Here is a 23877-nt window from a genome sequence, read left to right as displayed (position 1 = left end):
AACACATGAACGCACCCCTCAAGATTTCCATGCCGGCCGAGGCGTCCGCGGCGCCGAAAGCCTACAGGCTGCTGATCGACGGCAAGCATATCGATGCCCGCGACGGCCGCACGATTGCTCGCAATAGCCCCGGCCACGGCTTCACCGTCTCGCACTATGCACAAGCCGGCGAGGGCGAAGTGGAAGCCGCGGTGCAGGCTGCTCACAAGGCGTTCGAAACCGGCCCGTGGCCGCGCATGAAAGCGGCCGAACGTGCCGCGATCCTGCTCAAGGCGGCCGACCTGATCGAGGCGCGGCTGGAAGAGATCGCCCGGCTCGACGCGCTGGAATCGGGCAAGCCGATCGCCCAGGCGCGCGGCGAGATCGGCGGCGCCGTCGACATCTGGCGCTATGCCGCATCGCTCGCCCGCACGCTGCACGGCGAATCCTACGCCAATCTCGGCGATGCCATGCTGGGTGTCGTGCTGCGTGAACCGATCGGCGTTGTCTCGATCATCACACCGTGGAATTTCCCCTTCCTGATCGTCAGCCAGAAGCTGCCCTTCGCGCTCGCCGCCGGCTGCACGGCGATGGTCAAGCCGAGTGAGATGACCTCGGCCTCGACCTTCGTGCTCGGCGATATCCTGATGCAGGCCGGCCTGCCCGCCGGCGCAGTCAACATTCTCGCCGGCCTCGGCGCTGATGTCGGTGCGCCGATGGTCAGCCATCCCCTGGTCGAGATGGTGTCGTTCACCGGCTCCACCCGCGTAGGCAAGATGACGATGGCCTCGGCCGCACAGTCGCTGAAGAAAGTTTCGATGGAGCTCGGCGGCAAGAACGGCCAGATCGTCTTCCCCGACGCCGACCTCGATGCGGCCGCCGACGCGGCGGTGTTCGGCGGCTTCTTCAACGCCGGCGAATGCTGCAATGCCGGCAGCCGGCTGATCGTGCACGAGGCGATCGCCGACGATTTTCTCAGCGCCGTCAAGGCGCTCACGGCCAGGGTGACGGTCGGCGATCCGCTCGACGACCAGACCAAGGTCGGCGCAATGATCTCATCCGACCACTTGGCCAAGGTGGCGGATTACGTCGCGGCAGCTGCCAACGAAGGCAGCAGCGTCTACAGCGGTGGCAAGCAGTTGGCCTCCAATGCCGGCCAATACCTCGATCCCACCATCATCCGCGGCGTCACCGAGGATATGGCCATAGCGCGCGAGGAAGTGTTCGGACCGGTGCTCTCGGTGCTGACTTTTGAATCGATTGAAAAGGCGTTGCACATCGCCAACAACACGCCCTATGGTTTGTCGGCGGGCGTGTGGAGCGCCAGCATCGACACTTGCATGTCGGTGGCGCGTGGGGTGCGTTCGGGGACCGTTTGGGTGAACACATTCATGGAAGGTTATCCCGAGCTGCCTTTCGGAGGCTACAAGCAGTCCGGTCTCGGACGCGAACTCGGCAAACGCGCCGTTGAGGATTATACCGAGGAAAAGACAATCCAGTTTCATCGCGGCCAACGCACCGGATGGTGGGTCGGCTGAGTTGAGAAGAACCCGGTGGGCTTCCACCGGTCGTGTAATGCAACAAGGGAGGAAGTACATGTTGCGCAAACTGCTTATCGGAACGGCTCTCGCATCGGGTCTGGCTTTCGCGGCTCATGCCGAGGACGTCAAGGAAGTCCAGATGCTGCATTGGTGGACGTCGGGCGGCGAAGCGGCTGCTCTCAACGTGCTCAAGGGTGACCTGGCCAAGGAAGGTTACGCCTGGAAGGACGTGCCGGTGGCCGGCGGTGGCGGTGACGCTGCCATGACCGCGCTGAAGGCGATGGTCGCGGCCGGCAATTACCCGACCGCCTCGCAGATGCTCGGCTACACAGTGCTCGACTATGCGGCCGCCGGCGTCATGGGCGACCTGACCGAGACGGCGAAGAAGGAAGGCTGGGACAAGTCCGTTCCGGCCGCCCTGCAGAAGTTCTCGGTCTATGAAGGCAAGTGGGTCGCGGCTCCGGTCAACGTCCACTCGGTCAACTGGCTGTGGATCAACAAGGCCGTCATGGACAAGATCGGCGGCACCGAGCCGAAGACCTTCGACGACTTCGTTGCCCTGCTCGACAAGGCCAAGGCGGCAGGCGTGATCCCGCTCGCCCTCGGCGGCCAGAACTGGCAGGAAGCCACCATGTTCGACTCGGTCGTGCTGTCGACCGGCGGACCTGAGTTCTACAAGAAGGCCTTCAACGACCTCGATGACGAGTCCCTGAAGTCCGACACGATGAAGAAGTCGTTCGACAACCTGGCCAAGCTCGTCACCTATGTCGACCCGAACTTCTCGGGCCGTGACTGGAACCTTGCCACCGCCATGGTCATCAAGGGCGATGCCCTTGTGCAGGTCATGGGCGACTGGGCCAAGGGCGAGTTTAACGCCGCCAAGAAAACGCCGGGCACGGACTTCCTGTGCTATCGCTTCCCGGGCACCGAAGGCTCGGTGGTCTACAACTCCGATATGTTCGGCATGTTCAACGTTCCGGACGACCGCAAGGCCGCCCAGATCGCATTGGCCACAGCCACCCTGTCGAAGAGCTTCCAGTCGGCCTTCAACGTTGTCAAGGGTTCGGTTCCGGCTCGTACCGACGTTCCGGACACCGACTTCGACGCTTGCGGCAAGAAGGGCATCGCTGACCTGAAGGCAGCCAACGAGGGCGGCACGCTGTTCGGTTCGCTGGCCCAGGGCTATGGCGCGCCTCCGGCGGTCGCCAATGCCTACAAGGATGTCGTCTCCAAGTTCGTCCATGGTCAGATCAAGACCTCGGACGAGGCCGTGACCGAACTGGTCAAGGCCATCGACGACGCCAAGTAAGCGCCACACACAAAAACGCCTTCCCCGTTCCGGCGGGGAAGGCTCCGATCCGCGAAGCTGGATGGCCGCGTGTCGACGGGAGGAGCCTCATGAGCACGGTAGCGACAAGCCAGATCAAGCTGACGCCGGAGCACGCGCGCCCGCGCGCCTCGGTGCGCTCGCGCCTGCAGGATGCGCTGCCTAAGATCGTGTTGGCGCCGAGCTTCGCCATCACCATCGTCTTCGTCTACGGCTTCATCCTGTGGACGATCTATCTGTCCTTCACCAATTCCAAGACCTTCCCATCCTATGTCATCACCGGCCCGCGCGCCTATCAGCGGCTGTGGGGCTGGACCTTCGACACCGACCCGCCATCGAGCTGGTACACGTCGATCACCAACATGGGCATCTTCGGCTTTCTCTACATCTTCATCTGCCTGGCGCTCGGCCTGTTCCTGGCCATCCTGCTCGATCAGAAGATCCGCGGCGAAGGCGTGCTGAGGCCGATCTATCTCTACCCGATGGCGCTGTCCTTCATCGTCACCGGCGTTGCCTGGAAATGGTTCCTCGACCCCGGCCTCGGCCTCGAGCAGACCTTGCATCAGTGGGGCTGGACGAGCTTCCATTTCGACTGGATCAAGAACAAGGATTTCGTCATCTACACGGTGGTCATCGCCGGCGTCTGGCAGGCCTCCGGCTTCATCATGGCGATGTTCCTGGCAGGCCTGCGCGGCATCGACGGCGAGATCATGAAGGCGGCGCAGATCGATGGCGCCACCACCTTCCAGCTCTACCGCCGTATCGTCATTCCGCTGCTGCGGCCGATCTTCCTGTCGGCCTTCATCGTCCTCGCACACCTCGCCATCAAATCCTACGATCTGGTCGTGGCTCTGACCAGCGGCGGACCGGGCGGCTCGGCCTGGCTGCCCTCCAATTTCATGTACGAGTACACGTTCAAGCGCAACGAAATGGCCGTCGGCTCGGCCAGTGCCGTGATCATGCTGATGACCATCGTCGCCATCATCGTGCCCTATCTCTATTCGGAACTCAGGGAGAAGCCGCGATGAGCGCCGTCACCACTCCCGCCCGTCAGGCTTCAGGCGTCGTCAACGTCAAGATCGTCAACCGCATCGTCATTTACGGACTGCTGGCGCTGTTTGCGCTGTTCTACCTGATGCCGCTGTTCGTCATGCTGGTCACCTCGTTCAAGACCATGGACGAGATTCAGAACGGCAACATGCTGGCATTGCCCCAGGCGCCGACCTTCGATCCATGGCTCAAGGCCTGGGGGGAGACCTGCGTCGGCCTCACCTGCGCCGGCATCAAGGGCTATTTCTGGAACTCCATCAAGATGGTGGTTCCGGCCGTGCTGATCTCGACGATGCTCGGCGCCCTCAACGGTTACGTGCTGACCAAATGGCGCTTCCGTGGCGCGACGCTGGTGTTCGGACTGATGCTGTTCGCCTGCTTCATTCCGTTCCAGTCGGTGCTGTTGCCGATGGCAACCATCCTGGGCAGCCTCGGCCGCTTCGGCGTCATGCTGCGGAATTCGGTCGGCACGAGCTTCGGCCTCGGTAACCCGACGGTCAACCTCGTCTTCGTCCACGTCGTCTACGGCATCGGCTTCACCACGCTGTTCTTCCGCAATTACTACGAGGCGTTCCCGACCGAACTGGTCAAGGCGGCACAGGTGGACGGCGCTTCGTTCTTCCAGATCTTCCGTCGCATCATGCTGCCAAATTCGATGCCGATCTTCGTCGTCACGGTGATCTACCAGTTCACCAACATCTGGAACGACTTCCTGTTCGCCTCGGCTTACGCCGGCACCGGCGACTCGATGCCGATGACGGTGGCGCTCAACAACGTCGTCAACACCTCGACCGGCGTCGTCGAATACAACGTCAACATGGCCGCCGCGATGATCGCGGCTCTGCCCACCCTTCTCGTCTATGTGCTCGCCGGCCGCTACTTCGTGCGCGGTCTCATGGCTGGCGCCGTCAAAGGATAATCTGATGGCTTTTCTGGAAATTGATGGTCTGAGAAAGCGCTTCGGCCAGGTCGAGATTCTGAAAGGGATCGATGTCGAGCTCGAGAAAGGCGGCTTCCTGGTGCTGGTCGGCCCGTCCGGCTGCGGAAAATCCACTTTGCTCAACACCATCGCCGGGCTGGAGACGATCACGTCGGGCGAAATCCGCGTCGACGGCCGCCAGATCAACGATCTGCATCCCTCCAAGCGCGACATTGCCATGGTGTTCCAGAGCTACGCGCTCTACCCGAACATGACGGTGGCGGGAAACATCTCCTTTGGCATGGAGATGCGCGGCGTGCCGGCGGTGGAGCGCCAGAAGGCGATCGACAAGGTGGCCAAGGTGCTGCAGATCGGTCACCTGCTGCAGCGCAAGCCGAGCCAACTTTCGGGCGGCCAGCGCCAGCGAGTCGCAATGGGCCGGGCCCTGGTGCGCGACCCCAAACTGTTCCTGTTCGATGAACCTTTGTCCAACCTCGACGCCAAGCTGCGCGTCGACATGCGCATCGAGATCAAGCGCCTGCACGCCACCACCGGCACCACCATCGTCTACGTCACCCACGACCAGATCGAGGCGATGACGCTGGCGACCAAGATCGCCGTCATGCGCGACGGCGAGGTACAGCAGTTCGGCACTCCAGCCGAAATCTACAACAACCCGACCAATCTCTTCGTCGCAGATTTCATGGGCTCGCCGGCGATGAACCTGATCCCGGCGACCATCGGCACCAACGGCAACGCGCTGTCCGTCGTGCTCCAGCGCGAGGCGCGCGAGCCGATCAACCTGCCGATGGCCAATGCACCGGCGGGCCTGTCGGCATTCCAGGGCAAGCCGATCATCTTCGGCGTCCGCCCTGAAGCGCTGACCGACCCGGAAGGCGCCGAGCGCAATGCGTCGAACATCGCCACCGCCGACTGTCACATCGAGGTCATCGAACCGGCAGGCTCCGACACCTTCGCCGTCACCAATCTCGGAGGCAAGGGCGTGGTGGCGCGGCTGCGTGCCGACGCCAACATCCAGCCGGGCACCAACACGCCGCTCGCCTTCAACCTGACAAAGGCTGTGTTCTTCGATCCGGCGACCGAGAGCCGCATTCGCTGACGGCCATGACAAATCCGGACATCGTCATCATCGGCTCCGGCATAGGCGGCGCAACGATCGCCTCCGGCCTTACCGGCAGCGGCGCCTCGATCCTGATGCTGGAGCGTGGCGAGCCGTTGCCGGCAACGCCGCATGCGCGTGACACGCGCTCGATCTTCGTCGACGGCCACTATCGGCCGAAGGAGATGTGGCGCGAGGCCGGTGGCGGTGCCTTCAATCCCGGCAACTACTACTATGTCGGGGGCAATTCGAAATTCTACGGCGCTGTGCTGATCCGCTACCGCAAGGAAGACTTTGCCGCCATGGAGCATTTCGGCGGTGTTTCGCCGGCCTGGCCGTTTTCCTATGAGGAGTTCGAGCCCTGGTATTCGAAAGCCGAACAGCTGTTTCGCGTGCGCGGCGCGCTGGGCGAGGACCCGACCGAACCGTTCCATTCGATCCCCTACTCCTTCAAGCCGGTTCCCGACGAAGCCCCCATCGCCCGCGCCCGCGCCGAGCTCAAGGGACTCGGTCTGCATCCAGCCTCGCTGCCGCTCGGTGTCGACATCGACATCTGGCTGAAGGAGGGCAGGACCGGCTGGGATGCGTTTCCCAACACCGGGCAGGGCAAGGTCGACGCGCAGACCGGTCCACTGACGGCGGCACTCAAGGACAGTAATATCCAACTCAAGACCAGCGCCTATGTCGAATATCTCGAGGCGTCGGCCGATGGCAAAACCATATCAGCCATTCACTATCGCCAGAATGGCGCATTGAAGAAGGTATCGCCGAAACTGGTCATCCTCTCGGCCGGCGCGGTCAATTCCGCCGTCATCCTGCTGCGCTCGCCCTCACCCAACAACGGCAAGGAAGGTGGCAAGGGCCTTGCCAACCGCTCCGACCAGGTCGGCCGCAATTTCATGAACCACAATTCGAGCGCCATGCTGGCGATCGATCCGCGCCGCCGCAACGATGCCGTCTACCAGAAGACGCTGATGCTGAACGACTATTACCTGTCCGACGGCAAGGGCGGCAAGCCGCTCGGCAATGTCCAACTGCTCGGCAAGATCGACGGCAACATGCTCAAGGCCAACGTGAAATTTACGCCGAAATTCGCGCTCGATTTCATCGCCGGCCACGCCGTCGACTGGTATTTGATGTGCGAGGACCTGCCCGATCCCGAAAGCCGCATCATGGTCGACGGCAAGGACATCGTCATGCAATGGCGGCGCTCCAACATGCAGTCGCTCGACGGGCTGACCAAGGTGATGCGCGAGAACTTCCGCGCCTGCGGTTATCCCCTGGTGCTGTCGCGGCCCTTCGACAAACGCACGCCGTCGCACCAGTGCGGCACGGTCAAGATGGGCGACGATCCGGCGACCGCGCCGCTCGACCCCTTCTGCCGGTCGTTCGACCATCGGAACCTGTTCGTCGTCGATGCCAGTTTCCTGCCCAACTCGGCCGCCGTGAACCCGGCCCTCTCGATCGCCGCCCAGGCGCTGCGTGTCGCCGACCATATCCGCAAGGGCGAACTGGCATGATCAGTTTGCGCTGCCCCTCATCGCCCTGCCGGGCACTTCTCCCCGTAAACGGCGTAAACGGGGAGAAGAAAGCTGGCCACAACCTCGGCGCTCCTTTGACGATCGGCGAAAGCGGTGGCGACAGTGTCCTTCTCCCCGTCTCTGTACGGGGAGAAGTGCCCGGCAGGGCGATGAGGGGCGGCGACCACGCCTGCGGAGGTAGCCTCCAATGACCCGCCCCGCAGCCATCATCACCGGCGGCGCACGCGGCATCGGCCTTGCTTGCGCCGAGGCGCTCGCCGATGCCGGCTTCAATATTCTGGTCGCCGACCTTGCCGAAACAGCCGCCGACGGACTTGCCACCGACATCGCCGGGCGCGGTGCGAAATTCGCTTATGCCCCTTGCGACATCGCCGATCTCGACAGCCACACCACACTTGTCGATGCCGCGATGCGCGCCTTCGGTCGTATCGACTGCCTGGTCAACAATGCCGGTGTCGGCGCGGTGGCGCGCGGTGACCTCCTGGACCTCAAGCCGGAGAATTTCGACCGCACGCTGGGCATCAATCTGCGCGGCACCGTGTTCCTCAGCCAGGCCGTCGCCAAGGCGATGCTGGCAACACCGAACGACCATACAAAATCAATCATAACCATCACCTCGGTCAGCGCCGAAATGGCGTCGCCCGAACGGCCGGATTACTGCATCTCGAAAGCCGGGCTTTCGATGTGGGTGAAGAACCTGGCGCTGCGGCTGGCGCCCGAAAACATCGGCGTGTTCGAGGTGCGTCCCGGCATCATCCGCACCGACATGACATCCAGCGTGGCCGCCAAATACGATTCGCTGATCGACGGTGGGCTGGTGCCGGCCAAACGCTGGGGCGAAGCGGCCGATATCGGTGCGGTGGTGGCGACGCTCGCTAGAGGAAAACTAGGCTTTTCGACCGGCTCGATCATCAATGTCGACGGCGCGCTCTCCGTGCCGCGACTGTAAATGGACAGTGTCATGACCGACTACATCATCGTGGGCGCCGGTCCGGCCGGCTGCGTTCTGGCCAACCGATTGAGCGAGGATCCGGCAAATTCGGTCCTGCTGCTGGAAGCCGGCGGCAAGGACTGGCATCCCTATATCCACATGCCGGCCGGCTTCGCCAAGATGACCAAGGGCATTGCGTCCTGGGGCTGGTCGACCGTACCGCAGAAGCACATGAAAGACCGCGTTTTTTGGTACACGCAGGCCAAGGTGGTTGGCGGCGGTTCGTCCATCAACGCCCAGATCTACACGCGCGGCAACGCCCGCGACTATGACGCCTGGGAGAAGGAAGAGGGCCTTGCCGGCTGGGGCTATCGCGACGTGCTGCCCTATTTCAAGCGCGCCGAAAACAACCAGCGCTACGCCAACGATTACCACGGCGACCAGGGCCCGCTCGGCGTGTCGAACCCGATTTCGCCGCTGCCGATCTGCGAGGCCTATTTCCGCGCCGGCCAGGAGATGGGCATCCCCTTCAATCCGGACTTCAACGGCGCCAGCCAGGAAGGCGTCGGCTATTACCAGCTGACCCAGAAGGATGCCCGCCGCTCCTCCGCTTCGGTGGCCTATCTCAGACCGATCCGCGCGCGCAAGAACCTCACCGTCAGGACCGATGTGCTGGTGACCCGCATCGTCGTCGAGAAGGGCCGTGCCGTCGGCGTCGAAATCGTCGACAGGCCGGGCGGCGAGAAGAAAATCCTGCGGGCCGAGCGCGAGGTGATCGTCTCCTCCGGCGCCATCGGCTCGCCGAAACTGTTGATGCAGTCGGGCATCGGCCCTGCCGACCATCTGAAGGCGGTCGGCGTCACGCCGGTTCATGACCTGCCCGGCGTCGGCTCCAACATGCAGGACCATCTTGATTTGTTCGTCATCGCCGAATGCACCGGCGACCACACCTATGACAATTATGCAAAGCTGCACCGCATGGCCTGGGCCGGCCTGCAATACCTGCTGCTGAAGAAAGGGCCGGTGGCCTCCAGCCTGTTCGAGACCGGCGGCTTCTGGTACGCCGACCCGACTGCCGCCTCGCCCGACATCCAGTTCCATCTCGGCCTCGGCTCCGGCATCGAGGCCGGCGTCGAGAAGCTGAACAACCCGGGCGTGACCCTGAATTCAGCCTTCCTGCGGCCGCGCTCGCGCGGCACGGTGCGGCTGAAGAGTGCCGATCCCGCCGACCATCCGTTGATTGACCCGAACTACTGGTCCGATCCCTATGATCGCGATATGTCGATCAAGGGGCTGAGGCTGGCGCGCGAGATCATGCGGCAGAAGGCGCTTGCCCCTTACGTGCTGCGCGAAGTGCTGCCCGGCCCGTCGCTCGCCAGCGATGACCAGCTGTTCGATTATGCCTGCCGCAGTTCCAAGACCGACCACCATCCCGTCGGCACCTGCCGCATGGGCCATGACGACATGGCTGTCGTGACACCGGATCTGCGGCTGCGCGGCATCGAGGGCCTGCGCGTCTGCGACGCCTCGGTGATGCCGCGCATCCCCTCCTCCAACACCAATGCGCCGACCATCATGGTTGGTGAAAAGGGTTCGGATATCATTCTTGGCCGCGAGCCGTTGCCGCCGGCCGTGTTCTCTGGAAACCGGGCGGCTTAGGGACAAAAAATGATCAGGCACTGCGTTTTTGCTAGATTCCGCAACGATGTTCCCGCCGCTGAGCGCATGGCGATCCATGCAGATCTCGAGGCACTGCGACAGGTGATCGACGGCATGGACGCGGTCCAGTTCAGCGCCAATGTCAGCCCGGAGCCATTCGCGCGCGGCTTCACCCACGGCTTCACAATCGACTTCCGCGATGCTGCCGCGCGCGACGCCTATCTGGTGCATGAGGCGCATCAGCGCGCCGGCGCCCGGCTGGTCGCCGCACTTGAAGGCGGCACCGACGGACTGATGGTCTTCGACCTGGGGCTCTAGCGCGCTGCAATCGAAAAATTGGCGCACATTTGTAGATGTGCTTGGTTTCGTCGTCCCATACCTAGTGGTGAAATGGGTGATCGCGAGACGACACCTGGACTAACCGAGCCTGAGCGCGACGACACCGGCGACGATGCCGAGCGCGGCGGCACCGCGCCAGCCCGTCATCTTCTCGCCGAGCGCGAACACCGAGATCATCATGGCAAACAGGATCGAGGTTTCGCGCAGCGACGCCACCGAGGCGATCGGCGCCTTGGTCATCGCCCACATGACGATCCAGTAGGCCGCGCCACTGAGCACGCCGGTGAATAGCCCTGCCTTCCAGTCGCGCGCCAGTACCGGCAGCGCCTTCGGCCCACGGAAGATCAGGCACAGCACCAAGGCGCCAAAAGCATCGCAGATGAACAGCCAGGCGGCGTAGCTCTGCGCCGAGGCGGCCAGCCGCGCGCCGCTGCCGTCGGAGAGCGTGTAGCTGGCAATGAAGATCGAGGTGCCCAGCGCAAAGCCGACCGCGCGTAAATTCAGCTTTTCCAGATGCGCGCCGCCGCGAAACGACATCACCAGCGTGCCGGCCGACAACAGAAAGATGCCGAGCATGGCGAACGGGCCAGGAATCTCGGCAACGACGAACATGCCGCCAAAGGCCGAGAGCAGCGGTGCGGTGCCGCGCGCCAGTGGATAGGTCTGGGCGAAATCGCCGGCCTTGTAGGCTCCGATCAGGAAAGTCCGGTAGCCCATGTGGAAAAACACGGAGGCGATGATGTAGGGCCACACCTCCGCCTTCGGCACTTCGACGAACGGCAGCACCAGCAGGGCCGCGGCGCCCATACCGAGCGTCATCAGCGTGATCGACAGGAAGCGGTCGAGATGGACCTTGACCAGCGCGTTCCAGACCGCGTGCATGGCGGCGGCGGCAAGCACCGCGAAGAAGACGAAAAGTGTCATGCGCGGCTCATGGGGCAATGCCGGGCGTTTTCGAGATCGATGTCGACCCGCAGCGGGAAATGGTCCGACGCAACCTCGCCGATATCGGCACTGATTGAACGCACGCGCCCGGCTAACATGCCGCCGACGAAGCAATGGTCGAGCCGCCGCTTTGCCACCTTGCCGTCGATGGTCTTCACATGGGTGTGGAAATCCGCGGCCGGCTCGCTGGCAATGGCGGCGGCATCGACGAAGCCGTCAAGATAGGCCGCGCCGCGATGGTAAGGCGTGCTGCCGACGATGCGGCGGTATTCGGCGCTGCCCGGCTCCATGTTGAAATCACCCATCCAGATCGCCGCCGGTGGGTTTTCCGGTTCCGCTTCGCCGCTGGTCCAGTTGCGCGTGGGCTCGTCGTCGACGCCGCTCCACGGCCCGCCATCGGATGGTGCCCGGCGATGCTCGGCCATGAGATAGTCTATCTGCTCCAGCCGCTCCTCGACCGCGATATGGGCGAGATGCAGCGACAACACCCGCACCGGGCCGGCAGGCGTGCGGATCATGCATTCGAGTGCCGCATTGCGCGTATTGAGCGGCCGCAGCGTACGGCGCATCGGCAGCGCATGCAGCCGCGACCAGACGATCGGCAACTTGGACAGCACCATGGTGCCGAACTGCCGGCGTCGGTTGACCAGATGGCCGTCGCGCCGCTCGCTGGCATCCATGTCGAAGGCTGGGCCGTAGACCCAGTGATAGTCCGGCAGCAAGCGCGAAAGCAGCTCCGGCTGGTCGTCGAAATTGCTGCGCTGCCAGTGCCGCTCGACCTCTTGCAGCGCAATGATGTCGGCGCCGGCAACGATGCGCGCGGCGCGCGAAAGATCGTAGCTCCCGTCGCCGCCGAACCCGTATTGGATATTGTAGCTGACCAGCTTCATTGTTTATCCGGCTTACTTTCGAATTGGCAGTATCGGTTCGGCAGATTGGTTGCAATGTGCCGCGCGAGCGATGGGGCTGGGCCAGCGGCCAGAGTATCATCCCGAAAAGTGGAATCACGTTTTCGGAATAGAGCATGCTCAAACAACAACCAGCCCCTGCTTCATCTTGAGTCCATCGGGATGGAGCAGGCTCTATGTCGTCAGCGGTTGGAACCGGCCGGGTGGCGACGCCGCCAGTTCGGTCCAGTCGATCTCTTCCTCAAGGCGGTGATAGGCTTCGTCACCGATCGTGCCGTTGCGGCGCAGTTCCTCCAGCGCGTCGCGCTGGCTCTTGATGGCATAGAGGCGCAAGCGGTCATATTCGGTGGCCGCCTGGGCGTCGTCAGGATTTTTGGCGATCTTGCGTTGAGCGGCATATTGCTCGCGCACCGCAGCCGCCGCGTCCGATGTCTTGCCGCTCAATATGTCGAGGGCGGCCTGCATGACCACAACGCGTGCCTGCGCAACCTCGCGGTCGACCATTTCATCCGGGTCGAGGTTGAGCAGGCGCAGCAGCGGTTTCAGGCTCATGCCCTGGAGCACCAGCGTGCCTAGCACGACCGTGAAGGCAGCGAGCACGATCGGGTCGCGGGCGGGAAATTCAGCCGGCAAGGCAAATGCCGCCGCAAGCGTCACCAGACCGCGCATCCCGCACCAGCCGATGAGCATGCCGCCGCGCAACGATGGCGCGTCTCGCCGACGATCCGCATTGCCGAAACGGGCCAACCACCTGATGATCGCGCCGCAGCCCAGCACCCAGATCAAACGTGAAACGATGACGATGGCAAGTACGGTCCCGGCCAGGAAGAAGGCATCGGTCTGCCCCTCGCCGGCAAGCCTGCCGACAATCGAACGCGCCTGCAGGCCCATCAGCACGAAAGCCAGCACGTTGAGCACGAAGACCGCCGTTTCCCAAACCGAATAGGAACTGATGCGGTTTCTGGCCGGCATGCGGCGCGGCGCGGTGCGGGCGATGGTCATGGCATAGACCACGATGGTGATGATGGCGGAAAGGCCCAGCCTGTCGGCCAGGATCCAGACCCCGAATGTGCCGGCAAATTGCACCACAGTGCCGCTCGCCGGGTCTTCGATACGGTCCAGCGTCATCAGAGACAGCCGGCCAAGCAGATATCCGGCCGCAAGGCTGCCCAAGGTGGACAGCAGGATCATCGGCACGGCGCTGCTCAGCAGAATGCTGCCCGCTGCCGCCGAAACCGCTATCCGGTAGATCAGCAGCGCGGTGGCATCGTTGAGCAGGCTCTCGCCTTGCAGGATGGCTGTGATTCGATGCGGCACCTTGAACTGGCCAAGCACCGCCGACGCCGCCACCGCGTCGGGCGGTGCCACAATGGCGCCGAGGGCTATGGCCGCGGCGATCGGCAGGCCTGCCATCGCCCACCCGACCAGAGCCACGGTCGTCGTCGTGAAAAGGACAGCGCCGAGTGCCAGCAGCACAAGCGGCACCCTGTAGCGATTGAGGTCGCGCAAAGACGTATCATAGGCGGCATCGAGCAGCACCGGCGCGATGAACAGAGCAAGCGCCAGTTCCGGGTCGATCTCGATCGTCGGCACACCAGGTACGAAGGCGATGCCCACCCCTGCCAGCGCCAGCAAGGAGGGATAGGGAATCTGCGCACGCCGCGACAGCGCCGTTAGCGCGACGGCGATCAACAGCAGAATGAGTGTCAGTTCGAAGAGGGCCATGGCTTGTTATAGCCGGGAAGCGGGATCGTCGGCAGTGGCAAAGCAGCTGGAAAAAGCCTGGCCAGCAAGCTCGGGCTGGCAGGCAATGTGCCCCTACCAGCTTTGCTTCCACCCTCTGCAGGTTTCGGCGAGCGCATCGACCACACCAATGTCGAAATCACCGCGCCGTCGTCGGAAGCCTATGCCACCCAAATGGAAGCACTGCCGGTTTTTCAGGCGGTGATGCAGCCATTCATGGTTCCAGCCTGAAGGAGCGCTGTCACGCCTAGTGCAACACCAGCATATCGCTCGATGAGAACGATATCTCGGCCTTTTCACCGACCGCCGGGGGCGGCGTTGCCGGGCTGTTGAAGGTGTCGAGCGAGACTATGTTGCCGCCGATGCCGACGCGAACCCGGATCACCGAGCCGAGGAAATGCACCTCGGAGATTTCGCCCGAAAGGCTGGAGTCGCGGCCGGGCTGACGGCCAAGCGAGATCGCTTCCGGACGCAATGCCAGCGACAGCGTGTCGCCAGACTTGGAGCCGTTGAGCTTGCCCTTCAGCGAAACCTGCTCGGAATTGACCCGCACCGTGCCCGCGGCGGCGTCGGTGACGGTGCCTTCGAGCACGTTCAGCGTGCCGACGAAATTGGCGACGAACTTGGTTGCCGGGCGGTTGTAGATCTCGAACGGCGTGCCGACCTGCTCGGCCTTGCCGCCATACATGACGGCGATGCGATCCGAGATCGACAGCGCCTCTTCCTGGTCATGGGTGACGAAGATGGTGGTGATGCCGAGCTTCTTCTGGATCGAGCGGATTTCCTCGCGCAGCGACACGCGCACCTTGGCGTCGAGCGCCGACAGCGGCTCGTCGAGCAGCAGCAGTTTCGGCTTCGGCGCGATGGCGCGGGCCAACGCGATGCGCTGCTGCTGGCCGCCCGAGAGCTGATAGGGATAGCGATCCGCCATCTGCGGCAGCTTGATGATACCGAGCATCTCGGCGACACGGGCATCGATGTCCGCCCTCGGCATGCCGGCGACCTTCAAGCCGAAGCCAATATTTTGCGCAACGGTCAGGTTGGGAAACAGCGCATAGGCCTGGAACACCATGCCGACATTGCGCTGGTTGGGCTTCAGCCTCGTAATGTCCTTGCCACCGACGACGATCGTGCCCGCGCTCGGCTCCTCGAAGCCCGCCACCATGCGCAGCACGGTGGTCTTGCCACAACCGGACGGGCCGAGGAAGGAGACGAATTCGCCGCGCTCGACGTCGAGATTGAAATCCTCCACGACCGTGGTGGCGCCGAAGGATTTTCGAACGTGCTGAATGGAAAGGAACGGGTCGGCCATGGCTTTGACTCTCAGTTCGGACGGTTCGCCGATCTCGGCGCGAAACGGGACAGGATCTGAATCAGCGACATGCAGCCCCAGGTGATAGCGAAGGCGATGATGGCAAGCGCCGCCGGCTCATAGGCCCGGTTGGCGCCGATATTCTGCAAATAAGGGCCGAAGGCAGGCCGGTTGAGCAGGCTCGCCATGGTGAACTCGCCGATGACGATGGCGAAGGTGAGGAAGGCGCCCGACAGCACCGCGATCAGCACATTGGGCAGGATGACACGGGTGATGATCGTCCCCCAACCAGCACCAAGGATCTGTGCCGCTTCCGTCAGGGTACGCACGTCGATGGTGCGAAGCCCGGTGTCGACGGCGCGATACATATAGGGCAGCGCCAGTGTCGCATAGCCGATGACCAGCAAGGCATTGGTGCCTGTATCGGTCGCCAGGAACGGCAGCGGCGAGTTCGACCCGTACATTCTGATGTAGCCGAAGACGATGACGATGGCCGGGATGACCAGCGGCAGCAGCGTGATGAACTCGACGACCGGCCGCAACTGCGGCAGCCGAAGCCGGATCCAGTAGGCGGCCGGCACCACGATGAGCACGCCGAGAATAATGGTGAAGATGGCCGCGAGCACCGAATAGCCGAAGGTCGCCTGGAAGCGGGCATCGCCGAGCACGACCTTGTAGGCGTCGAACGAGTACTCGCCACGCCGCATGCGCATGGAGAACTCCACTGTCGCGATCAGCGGAATGAAGAAATAGGCCGCGCCAAGGGCGAAGACGACCCAAGCCCAGAACCTGCCAGCCTTCATTTGAGCCACCTCTCGGAACGGGTGCGGAACCAGATGTAGAAGACATTCGCTAGGCCGGTGATGAAGATCATGCCGAAGGCTATGGCATAGCCAAGATGGGCATTGTGCAGCACGTCGCCGCGGATCTGCGCATAGAGCAGGATCGGCACGATGTTGAGCGACGAACCCGTTAACGCATAGGCAGTGGCGATGGCGCCGAAGGCGTTGGCGAACAAAAGGATGACGGTGCCGAGGAAACTCGGCCAGATCACCGGGATGACAACCATGCGCCAGTATTGCGCCATGGTCGCCCCAAGCGTTGCGGCGGCCTCGCCCCATTCCTTTTTCAGACCATCGATTGCCGGCACGATGATCACTACCATCAGCGGAATCTGGAAATAGACATAGGTCAGCGTCAGCCCCCAGAATGACAGGATGTTGAAGCCGTGAGCATAGATGTTGAGGCCGAACAGGGTGTTTAGGATCACCGTCGCAAGGCCGAGGCGGCCGAGCGTGGCGAGGAAGGCGAAGGCCAGCGGCACGCCAGCAAAATTGGAAGCTACGCCGGAAAATGTCAGTGTCGCCGAACGTATCCAGTCCGGCAGGCCGCCGCGCACAATGGCGATGGCGATGGCGAGACCTGCGAAGGCGCCGATCAGCGATGAGGCGAGGCTGACCTTGATCGAAATCCAGTAGGCGGCAACGATCGACGGCTGCGCCAGCGCCATGATGTTTTCGAGGGTGAACTCGCCGGCATCGTTCTGGAACGCGCCCAGCATCAAGTAGAGCGTGGGCAAGATCAGGAACATGACGGCGAAGATGAAGAATGGCGCGACGCCGAGCCACTGCGTCGGCAGCCTCAGGCTGCGCGCCTCGGCGGGGGGCGCGGTCTTGCCGGCAACCGCGTGATCGGAAAATGAGAGATCGGTCATGCGCCTGCTACCGTCTTCGAGAGGACGAACCGGGCAGCCGTGAAGCCGCCCGGTGGATTTCAGGTCTTACTTGACGTTGGCGCCGACAACGGCATCCCAGTTCTTGGTGATGGCTTCCTTGGCCTTGCCCTGCTCGTCGAGCGTCGGGAACGCCGCGGCCGCATAGGACTCAGCCGGCGGCAGCTTGGCCAGCACGTCCGCCGGGATCTTGTTGTTCTTGGCAAGATCGTTGAAGCGGATCGGGTGGCAGTAGCCTTTCAGCCAGGCGATCTGGCCTTCGTCGGAATAGAGGTATTCCAGCCAGAGCTTGGCTGCGTTCGGGTGCGGCGCGAAAGCGCTGATCGCCTGCACGTAGACGCCGGCGACGACACCGGACTTCGGCACGACGACGTCGACGGGCGGGTTGCCCTTCAGTGTGTCACGGCCGGCGAGCGCGTTGTAGTCCCAGGTGACGAGGATCGGGGTCTGACCCTGGGCGAGCGTGGCGGCCTTGCCGATAACCGGCACGAAATTGCCGGCGGCGTTGAGCTTCTTGAAGAAGTCGAGGCCAGCGGTGCCGGCGGCTTCGCCAGCAGCCGCACCCGACGACAGGCCAGCGGCATATACCGCCTGGATGGCCTGGTTCGACGCGCGCGGATCACCGGCCAAAGCGACCGAGTTGGCGAATTCCGGCTTCAGCAGGTCGGCCCAGTCCTTCGGCGATTCCTTGACCAGATCCTTGTTCACCTGGAAGGACAGCACGCCGTAGTAGTCGCCGGTCCAGAAGCCTTCCGCATCCTTGGCGCTGTCCGGGATCGAGTCCCAGGTCGACACCTTGTAAGCCTGGATCAGGCCATCCTTCTTGGCCGACGGGCCGAACGACAAGCCGACGTCGATGACGTCGGGCGCCTGCGGGCCCTTGTTGTCCTTGTTGGCCTTGATCGCCTCGACCTCATCGCCGGACCCGGCATCGGGGTTGAGTTCGTTGATGGCAATCCCAGGATACTTGGCCTTGAAGCCATCAATGACGGCACCGTAGCCGCACCAATCATGCGGCAAAGCGATGGTAGTTAGCTGGCCTTCTGCCTTGGCGGCCTTGACGAGATCGTCCATCGAATCCGCGGACGAAATCACCGTCGACGCGAAAAGCGCCGCGGCCGAAAGGGAAAGCACTTTCCCCGTGAATTTGAACATGTGTTCTCTCCGTTGAACTGACGCCGTTGGACGCCTGCGATGCGGTATCGTTTTCATGTGACAGCCAGATGAAAGCTTTATGAAACCGGCTGCTCGCAGTACGAAAAAGTAAACTCTTTTTAACCGGCTGTAGCAATCGCTTCGCGATTCTTTTTCCGGCTAACTATTTTGTCCCTTGCCCGTCATCCTCCCCCTTGTTTTTCTAGCCCCTTTTCAGATCACTTCGCGGTGCGGAAAACGCCTCAGACCGTGCCGGCGATGGCGTTTTCGAGCAGGGTCAGCGCCGCCTTCTTGGTCAGCTTGACCGGGTTGCCGCCAGCGGTCGGATCGACCACCGCCATGTCGGCGATCAGCGCCTTGCGCTTCTTGTCCATGTCGAGCCCCTTGATCAGGCCCGGCAGCGCGTGCGGCACCTTCAATTCCTTACGCAGCTTGATGATCGCCTTGGCGAAGCCGTCGAAGCCGCCCTTGATGCCGCAATAGGCGGCGAGCCGGCCAATACGCTCCTCGATGGCGTCGCGGTTGAAGGCGAGCACATAAGGCATGAACACCGCATTGGTCATGCCGTGATGGGTATCGTAGAGCGCACCGACCGGATGCGACAGCGAATGGATGGCGCCGAGCCCTTTCTGGAAGGCGGCGGCGCCCATCGCGGCGGCGCTCATCATATGGGCGCGCGCGACGAGATCCTTGCCATTGGCAAAAGCCTTCGGCAGGTTCTCGAAGGCCAGCCTCACACCTTCGACGGCGATGCCGTCGGCCATCGGATGATAACCCGGCGCGCAATAGGCTTCGAGACAGTGGGCCAGCGCATCCATGCCGGTACCGGCGGTGATGAAGCCGGGCATGCCGACCGACAGTTCGGGATCGGCGATGACGATAGAAGGCAACAATTTGGGATGGAAGATGACTTTCTTGGTGTGCGTCGCCTCATTGGTGATGACACCGGCGCGGCCGACTTCCGATCCGGTGCCGGCGGTGGTCGGCACGGCGATGATCGGCGCGATGGCATCCGAATTGGCGCGCGTCCACCAGTCATCGACATCCTCGAAGTCCCACACCGGCCTGACCTGGCCGGCCTGGAAGGCAATCAGCTTGCCGAGATCGAGCGCCGAGCCGCCGCCGAAGGCGATGACGCCGTCATGCTTGCCCTTCTTGAACACGGCGATGCCGGCGGTGAGATTGGATTCGACCGGGTTCGGCCTGACCTCCGAGAAGACGCCGTAGGGCACCTTGGCGTCGTCGAGAATCTTCAGCGTCGAGGCGACGACCGGCAGTTTCGCCAGGCCAGGATCGGTGACGAACAGCGGCCGCTTGATGCCGGTGGCCGCCAAAACCTCTGGCAATTCCTTGATGCGCCCGGCGCCGAAGCGGACGGTGGTGGGATAGTTCCATTTGGAGATCAGCTTGGACATTTTTTCTCGATTTCAGGACATTGTGGGTGGTGACTATTGAGTGAAGGTGTTCTGAACCCGCCGGGACTTCTGCATGTATAGAATCCAGATTACGGAATAGACGATCGAGTGTTGAATATTCTTTGCCGCCTCTCCATCGAACAAAGCCACGCCTTGCGCCTCAAAGATATCGCCAAGAAGGACGCTCGCGGCCGCAAGATCGGTCAGGATAGAGACGGGACTGACGGCGGCCCAGACGATGTAAAGGCGTGGAAAAGCCCGCCGCTTGCCAATCAGCAAAACAAGCAAGCCCAGCGGGCAGGCGACCGCGATCGCCAGATATCCGAAAATCTCCGCCACGACGAAGACCTGCTGCGCACCGGTTAGTAGGCTAAAATACTCGGACAGGCCGATATGGTGCTCGAACACAACCAGGCCAGCCAGAGGCATGAAAATGAGGCCAAGCATCGGCACGACGAGATAGCCGCCAATACCCTCTGGCCCCTCACGGGCCAATGGTGCGGACGGCTGTATCTCAGACATTTCTCCTCCTTGAGTGGCCCAATGCTCGGTACTCAGGCAGCTCAGATGGCTTCGCGCAGATGGAATGACTTCGGCCTGGTCAGATTGTCATAGCCGATGGCGGACAGGCCGGCACCCTTGCCGGTGTCCTTGACGCCGGTCCAGACCAGCGCCGGATCGAGGTAGTCGCAACGGTTCATGAACACCGTGCCGGTTTCGACGCGGTTGCCGATCGCCACCGCATGCTCGGTATCGCGCGTCCAGATCGAGGCCGTCAGCCCGTAGGGACTGTCGTTCATCAACGCGATCGCCTCTTCGTCGTTGCGCACCTTCATGATGCCGACGATCGGCCCAAAACTCTCCTCGCGCATGACACTCATCTGATGGTCGACATTGGTCAGCACTTCCGGCGCCAGATAGGGCGAGCCGGCCTTGTCGTTCGCCACCTTCATGTTGACGTGCGCCGCCGCGCCCTTGCGCAATGCCTCGGCCTTCTGCTCGCGGATCAGGTCGGCGAAGCGCGCCTGCGCCATCGGCCCCATCGTCGTCGCTTGGTCGAGCGGATTGCCGACGACATAGTTCTTCGTCTCGGCGATGAAGCCTTCGACGAATTCGTCATAGACCTTTTCGTGCACGTAGACGCGTTCGATGCCGCAGCAGCACTGGCCGGAATTGTAGAAGGCGCCGTCGACCAGATTGGCGACCGCATGGTCCATCTTGGCGTCGGGCAGCACATAGGCCGGATCCTTGCCGCCAAGCTCTAGGCCGAGGGTCATGAAAGTGCCCGCCGCCACTCTTTCGATGGCGCGGCCGCCGGCGACCGAACCGGTGAAATTGACATGGTCGATCTTGCCCGAGCCGAGCAGTTTCTCGGTCTGGGCGTGGTTCAGCACGATATTCTGGAACACACCCTTCGGCAGACCGGCCTTGTCGAAGGTCTGCTGAAAGCGCTCGCCAACCAGCAGCGTCTGCGCCGCATGCTTGAGGATCACGGTGTTGCCGGCCATCAGCGCCGGCACGATGGTGTTGACGGCGGTGAGGTAAGGATAATTCCACGGCGCGATCACCATGACCACGCCGAGCGGATCCTTCTTCACATAGCGGCGGAAGCCATCCTTCGGATTGGAGGCCGGCACAGACTTGAGCGCCGCCTCGGCGATCTCGACCATGTAGTTGGTGCGTTCCTTGACACCGCCGAACTCACCGCCATAACGAACAGGCCGCCCCATCTGCCAGGCGATTTCCGGCACGATCTCGTCTGTCATCGCGACCAGCGCTTCCAGCATCGCCAGCATGTACTTGCCGCGCTCGACGATCGGTGTCTCAGCCCACTTCTCCTGCGCCGCCTTGGCACGTTCTACCGCGGCGTTGATCGCCTGGTCCGTTGCCACGGGCCTCTCGGCATAGATCGAGCCATCGACGGGGGATATGAGTTTCACGGTTTCCAATTAAACGTCTCCAAATCAACAAGGAACTGTTTTGACGAAGCCAGCCGAGCCATAGGCAAGGATCGCGCGATCGCGGGTGATAATTTCCAAATTCTTCGAGCGCGCCGTAGCTATGATGATCCGATCTGTTGGATCGTTGTGAACGACGCCGGGCAGGAACGAAGACTCGACCAAGAGCTCACTGTCGATGCCTTCAACGCTCGTTGCACCAGCCTGCACGAACCGTTCAAACCATGCGAGCGGTGACTTGATGAACGGAAGCCGGCCTTTAGAAACCAGCATTCCGATTTCCCAGGCGGACATGACGGAAACGGCGATCACGTCGCCATTTTTGCGCGCGCTGGTCACCCTCTCAACCGCCGCTCTCGCGACCGGTTGTTCCGTCGACAGCCACAGCATGAAGCATGTGTCCAGAAGCACCCCATCAGTCCTCATACACCTTGCCCCAGTCGGGATCCGCGGGTGCGGTGTAATCGACGTCCGGGAGAAGCGTGAGCGTCCCAGCCATGCATCCAAACAACGGATCGGCGCCTCGCGGCGGCACGATGTATTCTCCAGCGGTGTCGTTTACGTCTAACGCATTCTCGAAATCCACCTGCCCCTCCATGAAGCCGGGACGACGCTCCGCCGCCTTCGCATCCGAAGAGCCCAGGTGGACCAAGACCTCGCTTTCCGGCTGGTCGAAAATTTCAGCGATCCTGCGTATTTCATCGACTTGCATACGCCGCTCGCCGTTCAGTGTCCGCGACAAGGCGCTGGGATGCATGTTCATGCGGCTGGCCATACGGCGCAACGATATGTTGCGCTCCTTCATCTGATCCGCGAACCATGTTTTGTCGACATTGGCTTTGCCTTTGAGCAACACTGCCTCCGATATGTTGCGGTGCTTATATCGCAACATATCGCAAAAAACGCAACAGCGTCAATATCGCTCGAACCCCCTGTGCAGTTCCCAATCCGTGATGCGGCGGTCATATTCGAACTGCTCCCATTTTGCGGTGTGGACATAGTGTTCGAGCACATCCTCGCCGAGCGCCTGCCTCAGCATCTTCGACTTCGCCAGCGTCTCGGTCGCATCACGCAGTGTCTTCGGGATCTCCGGCAGGCGAGATGCCTGATAGGCATCGCCGACAAACGGCTTCTGCAATTCCAGCTTCTCGTCGATGCCGGCGAGGCCGGCTGCGATCAGCGCCGCGAAAGCAAGATACGGGTTGAGATCGGCGCCGCCGATGCGGCATTCCATGCGGATGCCCTTGGTGCCCTCGCCGCACAGGCGGAAGCCGGCGGTGCGGTTGTCCTCGCTCCACATGATCTTGGTCGGCGCAAAGGTACCGGCCTGGAAGCGCTTGTAGGAGTTGATGTAGGGCGCCAGGAACCAGGTGAATTCCTTGGCGTATTTGAGCTGACCGGCGGCCCATTGCTGGCCAAGCGTCGACAGCGTCCAGTCCGCTTTCTTGTCGAAGAACAACGGCGTCTTGCCGTCGGCGCTCCACAGCGAATTGTGGATGTGGCTGGAATTGCCGGCGAGCCCGTAATTGTATTTGGACATGAACGAAATCGCCTTGCCTTCGGACTCGGCGATTTCCTTGGCGCCGTTCTTCAGGATGACGTGGCGGTCGGCCATGTCGAGCGCCTCGGCATAGCGCACATTGATCTCTTCCTGGCCCGGACCCCACTCGCCCTTGGAATTCTCGATCGGAATGCCGGCCGCTTCCATCTCGTTGCGAAGCCGGCGCATGACGCCTTCTTCCTTGGTGGTGATGCCGATCTGGTAGTCGCCGATATAGGGCGAGGCGGTGTCGAGGCCCTGCCAGTGTTTCTTGCGGGCGGAATCGTAGGTCTCGTTGAACAGATAGAATTCCAGCTCGGAAGCGAAATAGCCGATATAGCCGCGCTCCGTCAGCCGCTTGACCTGCTTCTTGAGGATGGCGCGCGGCGAATGCGGCAGGTCATCGTGGGTGTGGTGGTCGAGCACGTCGCAGATCACAAGTGCGGTCTTTTCCAGCCAGGGAATGCGCCGCAGCGTGGCCAGATCCGGCTTCATGACGAAGTCGCCATAGCCCTTCGACCAGCTCGCCGCCTTGTAGCCGGGCACGGGCTCCATATCGATGTCGGCAGCCAGCAGATAGTTGCAGCCATGCGTTTCGTCATGCGCGGAATCGACGAAGTACTGCGCCAGGAACCGTTTTCCCGCCAGCCGGCCCTGCATGTCGACGATGCAGGCGAGCACCGTGTCGATCTCGCCGCTGGAGACCGCTTTCTTCAACTGATCGAACGAGAAATTTCCGGCCATTCCTTTGGCACTCCAGCGC

23 protein-coding genes are annotated in these 23877 nt (G+C 62.4%); 10 read left to right on the top strand and 13 right to left on the bottom strand.

Going from position 1 to position 23877, the window contains the following annotated elements; all coding sequences use genetic code 11:
- Positions 1-5 precede the first annotated feature (5 nt).
- From NKG99_RS00775 to NKG99_RS00735, 9 genes are all read left to right on the top strand, one after another.
- Positions 6-1517 (top strand): aldehyde dehydrogenase family protein, encoded by a 1512-nt coding sequence (locus tag NKG99_RS00775; protein WP_352863255.1) that lies wholly within the window; start codon positions 6-8, stop codon positions 1515-1517.
- A 58-nt stretch (positions 1518-1575) separates the two neighbouring features.
- Positions 1576-2829 carry an ABC transporter substrate-binding protein gene (locus NKG99_RS00770; RefSeq protein WP_352863254.1) on the top strand — a complete coding sequence of 418 codons (1254 nt, stop codon included), beginning with the start codon at positions 1576-1578 and terminating at the stop codon, positions 2827-2829.
- 89 nt (positions 2830-2918) lie between these two features.
- Positions 2919-3875 carry a carbohydrate ABC transporter permease gene (locus NKG99_RS00765; RefSeq protein ID WP_352863252.1) on the top strand — a complete coding sequence of 319 codons (957 nt, stop codon included), beginning with the start codon at positions 2919-2921 and terminating at the stop codon, positions 3873-3875.
- On the top strand, positions 3872-4816 hold the full coding sequence (locus NKG99_RS00760) for a carbohydrate ABC transporter permease (protein ID WP_352863250.1): 945 nt from the start codon (positions 3872-3874) through the stop codon (positions 4814-4816). The genes NKG99_RS00765 and NKG99_RS00760 overlap by 4 nt, the downstream gene beginning before the upstream one ends.
- 4 nt (positions 4817-4820) lie before the next feature.
- Positions 4821-5936 (top strand): ABC transporter ATP-binding protein, encoded by a 1116-nt coding sequence (locus NKG99_RS00755; RefSeq protein ID WP_352863249.1) that lies wholly within the window; start codon positions 4821-4823, stop codon positions 5934-5936.
- Between the two features lie 5 nt (positions 5937-5941).
- Entirely contained in the window at positions 5942-7456 is a 1515-nt protein-coding gene (locus NKG99_RS00750; RefSeq protein ID WP_352863247.1) for a GMC oxidoreductase, read from the top strand.
- 208 nt (positions 7457-7664) lie between these two features.
- Positions 7665-8426 (top strand): 3-ketoacyl-ACP reductase, encoded by a 762-nt coding sequence (locus NKG99_RS00745; RefSeq protein WP_352863246.1) that lies wholly within the window; start codon positions 7665-7667, stop codon positions 8424-8426.
- Between the two features lie 12 nt (positions 8427-8438).
- Positions 8439-10067 (top strand): GMC family oxidoreductase, encoded by a 1629-nt coding sequence (locus NKG99_RS00740; RefSeq protein ID WP_352863245.1) that lies wholly within the window; start codon positions 8439-8441, stop codon positions 10065-10067.
- A gap of 9 nt (positions 10068-10076) precedes the next feature.
- On the top strand, positions 10077-10385 hold the full coding sequence (locus NKG99_RS00735) for a Dabb family protein (RefSeq protein ID WP_352863244.1): 309 nt from the start codon (positions 10077-10079) through the stop codon (positions 10383-10385).
- Positions 10386-10484: 99 nt separating this feature from the next.
- Here the strand turns inward: NKG99_RS00735 and NKG99_RS00730 are convergent, their stop codons facing one another.
- From NKG99_RS00730 to NKG99_RS00720, 3 genes are all read right to left on the bottom strand, one after another.
- Entirely contained in the window at positions 10485-11330 is an 846-nt protein-coding gene (locus NKG99_RS00730) for an EamA family transporter (protein WP_352863243.1), read from the bottom strand.
- The gene (locus NKG99_RS00725) at positions 11327-12241 is read right to left on the bottom strand and encodes an endonuclease/exonuclease/phosphatase family protein (RefSeq protein ID WP_352863242.1); all 915 of its coding nucleotides are present in this window, start codon (positions 12239-12241) and stop codon (positions 11327-11329) included. Before NKG99_RS00725 ends, NKG99_RS00730 begins: the two co-directional genes overlap by 4 nt.
- 192 nt (positions 12242-12433) lie before the next feature.
- On the bottom strand, positions 12434-13984 hold the full coding sequence (locus tag NKG99_RS00720; protein ID WP_352863241.1) for a cation:proton antiporter: 1551 nt from the start codon (positions 13982-13984) through the stop codon (positions 12434-12436).
- Between the two features lie 87 nt (positions 13985-14071).
- Here NKG99_RS00720 and NKG99_RS00715 point away from each other — a divergent pair, with 87 nt between their 5' ends.
- Complete coding sequence (locus NKG99_RS00715) at positions 14072-14233, top strand: hypothetical protein (RefSeq protein ID WP_352863240.1); 162 nt, start codon at positions 14072-14074, stop codon at positions 14231-14233.
- 16 nt (positions 14234-14249) lie between these two features.
- On the opposite strand, the gene NKG99_RS00710 is transcribed toward NKG99_RS00715, so the two are convergent.
- The 10 genes from NKG99_RS00710 to NKG99_RS00665 form a co-directional block, all read right to left on the bottom strand.
- On the bottom strand, positions 14250-15314 hold the full coding sequence (locus tag NKG99_RS00710) for an ABC transporter ATP-binding protein (protein ID WP_352863239.1): 1065 nt from the start codon (positions 15312-15314) through the stop codon (positions 14250-14252).
- An 11-nt stretch (positions 15315-15325) separates the two neighbouring features.
- Positions 15326-16117, bottom strand: a complete 792-nt coding sequence (locus NKG99_RS00705) for an ABC transporter permease (RefSeq protein WP_352863238.1) — start codon at positions 16115-16117, stop codon at positions 15326-15328.
- Entirely contained in the window at positions 16114-17028 is a 915-nt protein-coding gene (locus NKG99_RS00700) for an ABC transporter permease (RefSeq protein WP_352863237.1), read from the bottom strand. The genes NKG99_RS00705 and NKG99_RS00700 overlap by 4 nt, the downstream gene beginning before the upstream one ends.
- A 66-nt stretch (positions 17029-17094) precedes the next feature.
- A complete protein-coding gene (locus NKG99_RS00695; protein ID WP_352863236.1) occupies positions 17095-18201 on the bottom strand; it encodes an ABC transporter substrate-binding protein in 1107 nt (368 codons plus the stop codon).
- A 242-nt stretch (positions 18202-18443) separates the two neighbouring features.
- Positions 18444-19616, bottom strand: coding sequence for an iron-containing alcohol dehydrogenase (locus tag NKG99_RS00690; RefSeq protein WP_352863235.1), 1173 nt, complete (start codon positions 19614-19616; stop codon positions 18444-18446).
- A gap of 33 nt (positions 19617-19649) precedes the next feature.
- The gene (locus NKG99_RS00685; RefSeq protein WP_352863233.1) at positions 19650-20138 is read right to left on the bottom strand and encodes a DUF2569 domain-containing protein; all 489 of its coding nucleotides are present in this window, start codon (positions 20136-20138) and stop codon (positions 19650-19652) included.
- A gap of 41 nt (positions 20139-20179) precedes the next feature.
- Positions 20180-21565 carry an aldehyde dehydrogenase family protein gene (locus NKG99_RS00680; protein WP_352863232.1) on the bottom strand — a complete coding sequence of 462 codons (1386 nt, stop codon included), beginning with the start codon at positions 21563-21565 and terminating at the stop codon, positions 20180-20182.
- A 15-nt stretch (positions 21566-21580) separates the two neighbouring features.
- Positions 21581-22000, bottom strand: coding sequence for a type II toxin-antitoxin system VapC family toxin (locus NKG99_RS00675; RefSeq protein WP_352863230.1), 420 nt, complete (start codon positions 21998-22000; stop codon positions 21581-21583).
- Entirely contained in the window at positions 21990-22427 is a 438-nt protein-coding gene (locus NKG99_RS00670; protein ID WP_352863229.1) for a helix-turn-helix domain-containing protein, read from the bottom strand. The genes NKG99_RS00675 and NKG99_RS00670 overlap by 11 nt, the downstream gene beginning before the upstream one ends.
- A 60-nt stretch (positions 22428-22487) precedes the next feature.
- Positions 22488-23858 (bottom strand): glutamine synthetase family protein, encoded by a 1371-nt coding sequence (locus NKG99_RS00665; protein WP_352863228.1) that lies wholly within the window; start codon positions 23856-23858, stop codon positions 22488-22490.
- Between the last annotated feature and the right edge of the window lie 19 nt (positions 23859-23877).

The sequence above is a fragment of the Mesorhizobium sp. M1409 genome (assembly GCF_040317535.1).
Lineage (GTDB): Bacteria > Pseudomonadota > Alphaproteobacteria > Rhizobiales > Rhizobiaceae > Mesorhizobium.
This window is presented reverse-complemented; position numbering and strand designations above follow the sequence as displayed.